We start from the raw sequence: 13,496 nt of genomic DNA, 5'->3' as shown, positions 1-13,496 counted from the left end.
AGAGCGCTTACCAGCGAACTTATTACAAGCACAACGTGATTACTTTGGTGCGCACACTTATGAGCGTACAGATAAGCCAAGAGGTGAGTTCTTCCACACTAATTGGACTGGCCGCGGTGGTGACACAGCATCTAGTACTTATAACGTTTAAGCTTTAATTAAGCGTTAACTTGTATTAGTTTAAAATTGAAAGCCGAGAATTCTTCTCGGCTTTTTTGTTTGCTTTGCCTATTTGTCCTCGTCTACCTTCACGCCCCTATACTTACTCTATTTAGCCGCTAAACCAAAAAAGTCACTGATTTTATCCAGCATATGTCCTGAGACTTCATCAATTCCTTTTTATCAGCTAGCGATAAACAAGCTGTGTTAGGGGGATAATTATGCTGGTTTTAGCCCAAACGAATAGAGCTAAACCAATAAAAAAGCCCCAAACAGAGTTGGGGCTTTGGCAATCAATTTAAGCTTATATGTGCTTACATGCGATATTGTAAACCTAAGAAATATTTAGTACCTGAGTACTCAATACGGTTAAATGCTCCATGTGTAACTCTTTGTTCCGCATAGGCTTCATTAGTTAAGTTAAGCACTTGAAATTTAAGTTTAAAGTTTTTATTAATCTTATAGGCAGTGCTCAAATCAACTGATTGTGTGTCATCCACGATTCGGTTTGTTTGCGATAAATTTGAACCGAATGGTTTAAGATATTCTGAACGGTACTTATAAGATAAACGAATCGATAAAGCATCGCCTTCCCAATATAATTGGTTCGTAAAATTATGCTTAGATAAACCGGCTAAATTGGCTGGTTCTATCATATCTCTAACCTCTTGCGAAGAGAAAGACGATCCAGCTTCAGGCGTTTCAAAGTCAGAATCAGCATAGTTATAAGTCGTTGAGATACCTAAACCATCAAGTGGAGCAGGTAAAGAATTAAATTTATGCATCAAAGTTAACTCAAGGCCTTTAATAGAAGACTCATCATCTTTCACAGTTGGTATGCCTGTAACCTGAGCTGTATATTCTTGACCGTCTATTGTCACACCTTCAGCTTTAGTTTCAGAGCTAAATTTAGCGTTAAAGGTTTTATAATAAAGTGCTGCTGATAACATAGTATCGGTTTCATAATACCAACTTAGGTTGATGTCATAGTTTTTCGATTCAATCGCTTCAACAAATGGGTTACCTAAAGCTGATACATTGCCGACAAGTGCTTCTTCAACTGTAGTGTATTGCTCGTCATTTGTGTTGATATTCATGTTTCGACCAGCGCCCATGTACCACATATCAGGGCGCGAGATACCGGCAAAAACAGCGCCACGTAATATTAAGTCATCATCTAACTCAAGTGATAAGTTTAAGCTAGGGAGTATGTTGCTATATGAGTTTTTATAGACATTGTATTCAATTTCGTTATTTGGCGTAATTGACACAAAACCGTCTTGATCTGTTTCCACATCATAAGCTGTTCTAATCGATTTAGACGTAACATCGGTTGTCACATAACGTACACCAAAATTACCTGTTAAGTATTTATCGCCTATCGTAGTAACAAAGTTAGTTAAGGCATAAATAGATGTTACATCTTCAACTAGGTCAATATCACCAGCCGTTGGCGCTTTTGGATCAGGCGCTAAAACAGTATCGCCTAATAATAATGAGTGACCACATTTAGTATCAAATGTTGCCCACTGGGTTACAGGACTATTAGCGTCTTCACCATAATCTTTCTGTGGCCAGTCAATTTGGCATTGCTCTTCTAGAGCAGCAATTTTAGCTGGGCGATCAGCAGACGGTGTACCTTGACTTAAACGCTCTTCTTGATAGTTTAAGTGCTTATGCGAAGAAGAAGCCATTCCTAGATTAATTGTGCTAAAAAAGCCGTCTTCTAAAGTATAAACAGCGTCTAATTTGTAGCTATTAATCGTGTCTTTAATATCAAATCTATATGTTCTTGCTTCACTATCCCCACTAAAAAAGCTTAAATCTTGGATTTCTGTTAACCAATCAACACTTGAGCCAGCAGGATCATTCTTATCTGTATAAACATTTTTTATGTTAGCGAAGCTTTGGTTGTCACCCGCTTCCCATTGATAAAATAATCTATTGCTTCTGAATCGAGCATAAGTCGTGTCTTGGTATCTTTCAGTGCCTGAATAAGCGGCATCCGCAGTTACTTTCAAGCTATCATTGACTTGCCACTCTAGATTAAAACCAACCCCTTTGTATTCTTCATCTCGAACTCTGTATTCCCCATAACTACTAATTCTAGATTCACCGCTATAACTTGTTAGCGCATGCTCTTCATTAGTCGTCCAATCGTGAATTCGTCTACGGCCATCATCGAAATATAAATCATGGCGATCTTCAAAATAATTACGGTTTGACCACTGACCATCAATATTAATATCGATTGAATCATTTGGCTTCCATTGTAAAGCAACAATCGCAGCATCACGGTCTTCGATTGATTCCATTTGACGGTAATAGAACAGATTAGAAATGTAATAGTAATCGCCATTGAGTGCTTTGCCATCTTTAGCCGCTGTATTGTCATCTTTAAATGAACAGTTACTGCCGCCATCACTCAAGTAGTCTGAATTACAATCTCTTAAAGTCGAACTGGTATTATAGCTTTCTTCAGGAGAAGAGGTCTTACCACCTGCATAACCAAAAGCAAAACCTAATTCACCTAAGTCAGTGTCTAAGGTATTGGTATAAGAAAATGAAGTTTTGTGACCAACGCCATCATCGTCGTTTAATTTAGCTTGGTACGGATTGTAGTTTAATTTAATTTCAGCTTGCAGACGTTCTTTGCCATAGTCTGCTGGACGAATTGTTTTTAAATCGATTAAGCCGGATACACCGCCTTCTAATAAATCAGCTGTTTGGGCTTTGTAAACAGTTACACCATTGACTAATTCAGAAGGGAATTGGCTGAAAGCAACTGAACGGTTACCACTACCGGAAGAAATCGCACGGCCATTTACTGTCGACATACCTAAAAATGGACCCAAGCCACGAATTGAGATTTCACTGGCGTTGCCTTTAAATCTATCGCCTGTTACACCCGTAATTCTTTCGAGTGTTTCTGCCACAGACAAATCTGGCAAGGCGCCAATATCTGATGACGATAAGCTATCCACTATCGTTGGTGCGGCTCTTTTATCATTAATAGCATTTCGGTATGACTGTGCGATCCCACTAACAACAATAGTTTCAATTTCTTCATCTTTATTTTCGGTTTCAGCTGCATACGCACTTGGCAGCAGGATACTGTTAACAAGCAAAGCAATTGCTGTTCTTTTTATATTTAACAATCGCTCAGATTTATTTTTTGAATCTTTTAGATAATCGTTCATGTTCACACCTGTTTAAGAATAAAAAGCACCACCTCTCAAGTGGCCTTACCAGTTTACTTAAGAAAACATTAAATTCAAGTTAATTAAACTAAATATAGACAAAAAAACACAAAAAGTTAACACAAAAGGTTGAATTTGGTCAGGACAAAAGACCAAACCCCAACTAAACTAAAAGCTGCCGTCATTTAATAAACAAAATCAATCACCGGAAAATCAATAAGATAAGCTATTATTCGTTAATATTTATTGTGTCAGTTAAAAATAAGCAGATGTTTAGCTTAACTGTAATATATTCAAATATCGGAAATTATGGTAAATTGGTCATATAAGTAGTTATAATAACCAGTTGCAGTAGAGCAAGGGGATAGCATGAGTCCGGCTAAAGATTTAAATCAATTTAAAGTCATCAAATCTGACCGTTTGTACATAAAAGTTGCAGACCAAATAAGATCATTAATTGACTCAGAGGTTTTTAAACCTGGTGACAGATTACCTTCAGAAAGAGAACTAGCTGAAAAGTTAGGTGTGAGTAGGCCAACTATACGCGAAGCTATGATAGCGCTTGAGTTATCAGGTGTTATTGAAATTCGTATCGGTTCAGGGGTTTATGTCTCTCAAAAAGCGAATAAGACAGAAATCGTTTTAACCGATGAAGGGATAGGCCCTTTCGAAATTTTAGAAATGCGTTACATACTTGAAGCTGAAATGTGTGCTTTAGCGGCTGCTCGTATTACGGATGCGCAAATAGAAGCTTTAAAAATGGCAATCAACGAGATGAGAGAAGAAGAAACTCAGCCAGATGCTTCTGAAAGAGCGGATCAAAAATTTCATTTAATTATTGCTGAAGCTTGTCAAAATAGTGCGATTTACGAAACCATTAATTGGCTATGGGAACTAAGGTTAAAATCAGCGATTAGTAGTGCATTTCTTAAATCGATTCGTAAAGAAGGGATACATCCAAGCATCGAAGATCATGAGCGTATTGTCTCTGCTTTGGCTCAAAGAAACCCTGAAAAAGCCAGAAATGCAATGCAGGTACATATTGAAAATGCGACCGCCAATGCCGCAACTCATTTCGGCAAATAATTAAAAACCTATCCTTTATAATGCTCTTAGTTTTACTTAGAGCATTATCTATCCAATGATTCATCTACCTTCTAAAATTTTACACTAGCTTTCTAGAGGCTATTTTCGATTCGTTTTGACCTTATTTTTCACCACATAAAAACGAAAAAGCCTATGAAAACATAGGCTTGTTGATTTATTACGCTAATGTCTGTTAATAAAATTTATACTTCGCATATAAACCAAATGTTTGACCGTCGTAGTGAGTTGCACGAGGCTGCCATTCAACATCTTCATATTCTTCGTATAGCGTATTTGTTAAGTTATAGGCTTTAAAACTCAGGGTTAAATCTTCAGTCGCTTTATAATAAGCGGACATATCTAATCGCCCAGCGGCTTTAACATTTTTGTTGCCGACACCATTAAAGGTACCTACACTTTCTAACTCATACTCGGTTCTAAAGTTATAAGAAAACCTTAAACCATAGTTATCTTGCTCGTAGTAACCAATAACATTGTAGGTTTCATCTGAAATTCCCGGAATTTGAACTGTGTTAGCTTTATCCTGAGACGTTTTTGAGTAATTAAACACACCACCTAACCCATTCCAAGGGTATGGAAGAAAGTCTAGGTTTTGTTGAATTGATAACTCTAAACCAGAAACACTCACTGTATTTTCTATATTACGAATCTGGGTAATTGCAACATCATCACCTGCGGTTATTAAATCAGGATCTGAGTAACCATCATTACCATCAGTAACACACTGATCATTAACTAAACTGACTGTACCTATGTCGTAGCCTGCCTCTTCCAAAACTTGGTTGTCACACACACTTTGTTTCTGGAAGTAATTTTCGATGTCTTTTTTAAATAAAGCTAAAGTGATCGCACTACCTTCTCTGTTATACCATTCAATTGAAAAATCGAAGGAGTCGGCCTTAAAAGGGTCGATTTGAGCACTCGGTAAACTCACCGTCACTTTAGTTTCGCTAAGGCTAAGTGAAGAAGCCGGCGTCACCGCTCTTAAGTTAGGTCGGACAATAGATTGGTTGTAAGCAAAACGGGCAATTAAATCATTATCATCCGTTAATGAAATTGAAGTATTCAAACTCGGAAGAACATAATCATAATCATGTTTCACAGCACGACGTTCTGGATTATTAATATCGCTAACACCAAATTCAAAAAACGGAGCTCCCGCTTCTAAATCAGAAGAAACATAACGCAGGCCCATATTACCTTTAATCGGAAAGCTACCAGCATCAAAGTCAAAATTAGCCATAGCATAAGCAGCAGAAGTATCTAATTTAGTATCGTAAACTAGGCCTGCCCCCTGCTGACCACCGCGAGCTATGTAACCCGTCGTTGGCACAACAACAGGTGACTCGCCAGTTGAAGGTTCATTACCAACTTTAGTAACATCTATAGTGCCAACTAATCCTTGGTTCACTTTCTGAAAATCAAACGAATACCAACCATCGTTTTCGTAAGATGCAAATCCAGGTGCTTCCCCACCAAAAAATGCTCCTTCACTGACGTAGTTAGGTGCCTGCCTAACCGAATTGGTTAAGATTCCAGTCGGATCAATACCTACACCTGAATTTCTTAAACGTTTAGAATCTTGCTCTTGGGTTGAGAAGCGGTAACCAAATTTAACACTGCTAAAAATACCTTCGCTAAAACCACGTTCAGCGTTAAATTCGAACGCATTTGAATCTCTTTGAATATTTTCCCAAGTGCCCGTCATCAACAAATACCGACCTGTGGTGGTTGGGATAATACCTGACGATGTCACATTCGTTCTGGGTACCCAGGTTAGCTCATCTAAATTAAGCGCTTGTTCAAAATTGTCGACATTTGCAACAAAATCGCCGATCTCTCCTTCACCTGTGTATAAACGGCCAGTTACACCTGTACCTGTATCCGATTTATCAAACCTTGGAGAAATTAATATTTCATCCCATTCGTTTTCCGATTTAGAGATTGAAACCAAAGAATCAAACTTCCAGTTATCTGTTGTCCACTCTGCGTCGAGTAAAATCGCTTGAGATTGCTCGTAAATTGCGAATCCACGATTATCATAAGCATATCGTACATTCTCAAAACCAATATCAGGTACGCTGTAAACTGGGTTTCCAGAACCATCTACTTTGCCAGTATCTTGCGGTGCGGTTAAAGGGGTAATGCTCACTTCATTGTATCGAGTTCTTAACTCTATTTGCTCGTAACGGTTATCTCCCATATCACGTTCGGTAAAAATAACATTAGCGCCTAACTTTAAATTTTCAGTCGGCTTATACTCAATACCGCCCGAGAAAGATAAACGACTCCCTTCATTAATCTCACTGCCCTGCCGAAGTTCGCCCGGCATTTTAACCACAGCATTGGCTGGCAAGTTATTTGAATCTTTCCACTCATCAAAAGTTTGCGTACCTGTTTGTGCAGCGAATTGAGTTGAATTTAATGCATCATATCGGTTTATTTTGATAGTATCTCGACGAAACGTCTGCTGTGAATATGCAGCTGTTGCAGTTACCGCTAGCTCATCATCAATTAAATGTTTTGAGGCTGAAATAACAAATTCACCGTCAATTGAATCAGCGAGTTTTTCATTTCGAGCACCTAGTTGAATCATTAAACTGTTTTTTGGCCGACTTAGCGCCTTATATAGTTTTTGATCAATTGAACCCGCTATACCACCTTCTTGCATTTCAGCGGTTTGAGATTTTACAACATTAATGCCGTTGAAAACGGCTGGATCGTATGCGCCAAATGGATTCGGTGCCCCAAACGCAGCCGTACTTCGAGTTGGATTTGCAATAGACTGACCGTTTGCAGTTGTTAATACAAACCCAGATGGTAAGCCACGTAAATTAACACTCGACTCTCTTCTTTCACCTTCTCGGTTTAACTGAATTCCGGGTACTGCTTGCAACGCCTCCCCCATATCAAGCGCAGGTAAAGATCCAATATCATCGGCTGAAATACCGTCACTGACGACCGCAGAAAATCGCTTGTCAAACAATGCTGTCTCTAAGTTTCGCTTAAATTGTGATTTTACTTGAATCACTTCCATCATCTCTTCTTCTGTCGCTGACTTTTCATTTGCGTAAGCGACACCCGAGACTAAATGCATTGCGATGCAAGTATGGAGTAAGTTCTTTTTAAATTTTTTGTGTGAATTGTTGTGTGCTGTCGTAGACATATTATGTGCCCTATTTTTGTAGTTATCGACCTGAACTCGGGATAAAAAGTTATCTAAGGCGTTGTAATTATTAACAAAGACTTAAAACTTTATTCTAGGGTGATATTTTTTCTTAGAATATGGCGAATTTGCGTATGTAATAGCTGGCTATTACTAGCGAATTCAACGCAATAATAAGGAAAAATAGCCCTTAGAAACCAAGTTATTATCCAGTGTTCAGGTTATTAATTTGTTTAAACACAATTAACCTTCCGAGAAGGGAAATAACGTTTAATACACATTTATTTAACACCAAAAACAACAAGGTGTAAATACACCTAGACAACAAGTGGCCTTACCAATAAATCAATATAAGCATAAGATTTTGTAATTAAAGGCATTAATTCATATATTTTTTTATAAAAAAGTTAAATTGGCATGACCAAATTTAATAACAGAGGCAAATGTAAGGCTGATACCTATCGAAATTCAGCTAGCAAAATTGCAGCAAGCGTTAACAATTCGAATAAGATAAAGGGTACTAAAGCACGCTAATACAGATATTATTTTTGAGCAAATAACTCAAGTTATTTGCCAAGAGAAAAACGCCCTGCGAATTTTTATTACCACGAAAACCTCACTGAAATACCATAAGTTTTAGGGGGCGCGTAATAAGCTGTAGATCCCAGCATACCAAGGTCTAAATTATATTGTTTGTACACTGTGTTATTGAGGTTTTTTATCCATAAGCTAAGTAGTAGACTTTTATCTAAACTCATCATAGATAAACTCGCATTAGTGACCCCATATGCTGCTTGGTAAGACCCTCCACCATTGGTCACTTCGAGAAATTGTTCATCATAATATACGCCATCTAATTGCGCGATTAAGCTGGATGAACTCAACTGCCAAGTGTAATCCAATAAATAATTAATCGAATACTTTGGCGTGTTAGGAAGCTTTGTATTTCGAATCGAATCTTGTGGAAAATCAATCAAAGTATTACCAACTGGAGAAAGCCATTCGCCTACAGCGGATATTTCATCAACCTCAGAGTCCATGTAAGTCGCCCCGAGATTTAGGTTAAATTGTTCGCTAGCAGCCCAAGTAATTTCTATTTCAGCACCTTTTGCCCATGCATCTGTATTATCAATTTGAGGCGATAATGACGCCATCGAAAAGGCTTGGTAATCACGATAATCATAATAAAACAGGGTAGAATTAAACTTTAACTGATTCGCGAATATACTCTTAATTCCAACTTCATAGGCATGTAAGGTTTCGGCTTCGTGCTGCATATCTTCAACAGGTACATTGGCGGAAAAAGCCCAATTTCCGCCTTTTATGCCTCGATTGTAAGAAGTGAAATACATGATATTTTCGTCATACTGCCAATTCAGCTGTAACCTAAGGCCATAGTCCCCTGCATCAATATCAGCTGCGGCAGCTGGCGCGTCATTAATATTAGTTTGTTCAATATAATCAATTTTGGCTGTATCATCTTTGAAGCCTCTTGTGTATTCAAGGCTTTTATCATCATGTGACCAACGAGCTCCGGCTATCAAGGTTAAATTATCTTTAACTTGCACCTCATATTGGCCAAATAAAGACCAATTCTTAGATTCTAATTGATAATCTTGAATCGCTTGTGGGCTTCCCTGACTAGGATCATAACTATTAGGTATTAACCCCGCCACTTTTAACGAGTTAGCAAGCCTCAAAACAGGGTTACCTACAGTGGTGATTAAGCCATTTTGGCTCATATCTAAATAATAACTACCCAGTTGCCAGCGACTGGTTTTATTCATCCCTGACAATCTAATTTCTTGACTTAATTGCTGATAATCCATATCCGTTTGGAACGCAATAATAGGCGCAGGTATGCCATCACCATCTTCTAAATAAGATTTCTCTAGTTGTTGGAAATTAGAAATGGAAACTAACTCTAATGAGTCGCTTAACTCATATGAAAGTTTAAGCACTGAGTTATCTAAATCACGATTCAGATAGCCGTTCACATTTGAAAAATGTTTATGTGGTTGGGGATGATCACCTCGATATAAGGTTAAACCGGCTTCATCAATAGGCGTAAAACCGTCATCTGGGTTAAAAAACACCACTTGAGTAAATGCATTCAAACTGAGGTCATTTGGCGGTTCCGCCCCTTCTAAAATCACATTTTGAGTAAAATTAACCAGCTCAGGTGGTAAATAGCCATCGTCTATATCTTGCTGTGTCCAAGGTAAAAACGAATAGCCGCCAGTTGGGATATCATTATCTTGACTGTGTTGATGACTAAAATCGATAAGTAAACTATCGCCAAGATTCGCCTGCAAACTCAGTCGAATCGCTTGACTATTGGTGCCGCCTATTGCTCTAATTTCAGGATTATTCGACTCGATATAACCATCTGCTTTTTCCTTGCGTAATGCTAATCTAACTCTGAAACTATCGCTGATGCTGCCACCCGCAGCAGCTTCAATAAAATGGCGATTATACTTAGCCGCCCCTGATTTCACATAGCCATTAAATTCGCCTTGAGTCGCATCATTGGTTACAAAATGAATCACGCCACCTGTTGCATTTCGGCCAAATAAAGTCGCTTGAGGGCCGCGTAATACTTCTACTTGCTTAAGATCAAATACAAGCCCAGACACCGCATTTAAACTCCCAATATAAGCGTCATTGGTGTAGACAGCTACAGGGGATTCTAAATTGTCGGTGAAATTATTCTGAGAAATGCCTCGCAGATTAAAAATAGTTAAATTTGGAGACCATGCGTTAAGCTGTAAATTAGGTACTTGTTGAGTAATTTCAACCGTATCATTTATCGATAAGCGTTCAAGTTTAGTTGCTGATAAAGTAGAAATAGAGATCCCAACTTCTTGATTATCCTGATAGCGCTTTTGCGCTGATACTTTAATCACTTCTAATTCAGAATCAGCTAAGGCTGTATGACTATTTAGCACACTGAAAATTGACAAAGTCAAAATTAAACTATTCTGTTTCATTGTGTATCCTCTAGACATGGGTCTGACTCGATTTTTCTAATGTACTGAGCACTATTTGCTTTAATTCTTCCAAATTAATTGGCTTAGCTGCGTGATGATTAATGCCATTAGCTAAATAATATTCTATATCGTCAACCATGACATTTGCGGTTAATGCAATTATTGGGATCTCGGATTTGAGCTCATTGCGTATAAATTTTGTCGCTTCAATTCCATCCATAACTGGCATGTGGATATCCATTAGTACTACATCGAATTCGCCCTGCTGCAGGGCTTCAACGCAAACTTGTCCATTTTCAGTTAACACAACCTGTGCGCCTTGTTGAGTTAATAATTCATTAATCACAATTTGATTAATTTCATTATCTTCAGCAACTAAAAATTTTATGCTGTCAAAAGCTTGTTGTGGCTTAGCTGGTGCGAATGCAATCGGTCGGTTAATTGCATTTTCAAGTGAATGAAACAACACGCTCGATAACACTGGCTTTTGCAATACAGCTGAAATTGCTAGCGCTTTGCTAAAGCGATTAATAACCTCTGTATCATAGGCAGACAAGACAATAATATTTGGTTTTAGCGTCGGAAAATCTTGTTTTACTTGTGTTAAAAAACCTCGACCATCGACTTCAGGCATAGTCCAATCTAATACAATAAAGTCTGGTATTAAATTTTGTTTGGATAAAATATCTAAACCCTGCCGAGCCGAATCAGCCGTAAAAACGGCTAAATTAAATTCGGTCAATTGGGCTTGTACAGCAGCTAAAGCGATTGGGTTATCATCTAAAATTAACGCTTTAAGCTGTTTTTCAAATCGCATGCCGCAGGTATCTGTCGTCACAACTTGATCATTTAAGTGTAAGATCATACTAGCTGTAAAGACTGAGCCTTGATTTAATTCACTAGTTACTTGGATATCACCGCCCATTAGCTGACATAAACGCTTGCTAATACTTAAACCAAGTCCTGTGCCGCCATATTTTCTGGTAGTTGAGCTATCTGCCTGAGTAAAAGAATCAAATAAAACCTCAATACTATCCTCTGAAATTCCAATTCCTGTGTCCTGCACTTCAAATAAAATAGGGTACGATTCCGTAATTTTATTCACTGAATTAGGCTTCAATAAAACATTAACAGACCCAGCATGAGTGAATTTAATGGCATTGGAACATAAGTTAATCAAGACTTGATTCACTCTAACAATATCGCCAATCAAATCAGGGTGTATCTGAGGATCGACTTGGATAGTAAATTCAATGCCTTTTTCTTTAGCTGTATCGACGAATGTCGCATTTAAATAATCGATGACAGAATTAATAGAGAAAGGTCTATTTTCTAGCTCTATATTACCCGATTCTATTTTCGACAAATCTAATATGTCATTAATAACAACTAGCAATTGGCTCGCTGAGTAACCGACTTTATCCAAATATTGTCTTTGCTGTGGTGTTAAATCGGTTTGCTTTAATAAATCAGTCAAACCTATAACGCCATTCATCGGTGTTCTGATTTCATGACTCATATTCGCTAAGAATTCGGATTTAGCTTGGGCTGATTTTTCAGCTTGAATTTTGGCTCGTTCAAATGATTTAGTCCGTTGCTGCACTTTCGCTTCTAAGTTTTTACGTTCTTTACTCAGTTCTTCCACTAAATGCAAACGGCGGTTATTGAGTAAAATGACAAAAATGAGTAATGAAGATAAAGTCAAAATGATTGCAATAACGATTAAAATAATCTCTTTATGTTCCTGATAAAAACTAGGTTGAAAAAACCTAAGTTCGGCATTTTCAGGTAGTCGATTAGTCGAAATTTTGTAACGTTTAAGTTGACGCCAGTCATATTCATAACCACTTAAACTTTGCTGTTGAACCGGTTTAAACCCCTCTCCTTTCACGAGATCAATAATGGCATACGCACACTCTCGTCCCACTCTTTCACCCGATAGTAAATAGCCTCCTAAAATACCGGATCCAACAAGCGACTCCCAAAAACTAAAAATAGGTACTTTAGCTTTCTCGGATAGCAGCTCTGCGACTTGATAAGGGGTTATGGGATTACCTTGCTGTTGTCTAAAGATCGGAGTGTAAAAAATTAAACTATTAGACTGCTCCGTATTTATTTTTTTGATTAACTGAGCTAGAGGTAAATCTAACCATTTATCCAGATTAATATGACTAAATTCACGATTAATAATATCTGACAGAGTATTTGAATTCGCTAATGACAAGGAGTTATCTGTATCTGCAATTATGATAATAGAACTTGGCTTAATCAGCTGAATAGCTGAGACTACACCGGTATAAAAGTCGGTTGAGGTATTTAATATCAGACCCTTTTCATTATCTTTAAGCGTAAAATCCTCACCGGGTTCTACGTATACTTTAGGGATATGATCAAATGCAGTTAATTCATTTTGGAGTAAAACGGCAGCAGTCGTATCTTGGCTGATAATAATATCCAATTCTTTAGCATGATATTTACGCTTAAGATAATCTATGTTGAGGTCTATTTGTTGTGTTTCGTTAAAACGCCCTACATCCAAATTTTCAATATACAAATTAAACTGAGTTTCTTCAGCATCTAAAACTTTACGTAAGCCAATTTCAACGCTTCTTTGCCATGGAATATCTCGGTTAAGCGAATTAACGAGTAAGACATTCACAGATGATTTATTTGCTTGAGCAGGGCTAATATTCAGTAAAGCAGCTAGCAGTAGAAGAAATAGCCGTGAATATTTGAGCATAAATTAACAACCGCCATAGAGGAAGTAGTCGCTCATAAAATTTAAATCAAGATGACGCGTATGCCCCATACAATAACCTCAAGCTAAATTGCTAAAATAAGAAAAATAAACTTACTTAAAGCTAGTCTGAGCTG

Annotated in this window: 5 protein-coding genes and 1 pseudogene; 2 read left to right on the top strand and 4 right to left on the bottom strand. The window is 37.7% G+C overall.

All coding sequences use genetic code 11. The annotated features are described in order from the left end of the window. Window positions 1-151, top strand: a pseudogene (locus XM47_RS18890) (NADP-dependent phosphogluconate dehydrogenase); the annotation flags it as partial. A gap of 322 nt (window positions 152-473) precedes the next feature. On the opposite strand, the gene XM47_RS14435 reads toward XM47_RS18890, so the two are convergent. Next, window positions 474-3,359 (bottom strand): TonB-dependent receptor, encoded by a 2,886-nt coding sequence (locus tag XM47_RS14435; RefSeq protein WP_048693968.1) that lies wholly within the window; start codon window positions 3,357-3,359, stop codon window positions 474-476. 369 nt (window positions 3,360-3,728) lie between these two features. Here XM47_RS14435 and XM47_RS14430 point away from each other — a divergent pair, with 369 nt between their 5' ends. Beyond that, window positions 3,729-4,445 carry a FadR/GntR family transcriptional regulator gene (locus XM47_RS14430; RefSeq protein ID WP_048693965.1) on the top strand — a complete coding sequence of 239 codons (717 nt, stop codon included), beginning with the start codon at window positions 3,729-3,731 and terminating at the stop codon, window positions 4,443-4,445. 193 nt (window positions 4,446-4,638) lie between these two features. Here the strand turns inward: XM47_RS14430 and XM47_RS14425 are convergent, their stop codons facing one another. From XM47_RS14425 to XM47_RS14415, 3 genes are all read right to left on the bottom strand, one after another. Continuing rightward, a complete protein-coding gene (locus tag XM47_RS14425) occupies window positions 4,639-7,632 on the bottom strand; it encodes a TonB-dependent receptor (protein WP_048693961.1) in 2,994 nt (997 codons plus the stop codon). 602 nt (window positions 7,633-8,234) lie between these two features. Then, complete coding sequence (locus tag XM47_RS14420) at window positions 8,235-10,622, bottom strand: TonB-dependent receptor (RefSeq protein ID WP_048693959.1); 2,388 nt, start codon at window positions 10,620-10,622, stop codon at window positions 8,235-8,237. Between the two features lie 10 nt (window positions 10,623-10,632). Then, window positions 10,633-13,362 carry a response regulator gene (locus XM47_RS14415; protein ID WP_048693957.1) on the bottom strand — a complete coding sequence of 910 codons (2,730 nt, stop codon included), beginning with the start codon at window positions 13,360-13,362 and terminating at the stop codon, window positions 10,633-10,635. Window positions 13,363-13,496 lie beyond the last annotated feature (134 nt).

Origin of the sequence: Catenovulum maritimum (assembly GCF_001050375.1) — a bacterium.
In the GTDB taxonomy this organism is placed as follows: Bacteria; Pseudomonadota; Gammaproteobacteria; order Enterobacterales; family Alteromonadaceae; genus Catenovulum; species Catenovulum maritimum.
This window is presented reverse-complemented; position numbering and strand designations above follow the sequence as displayed.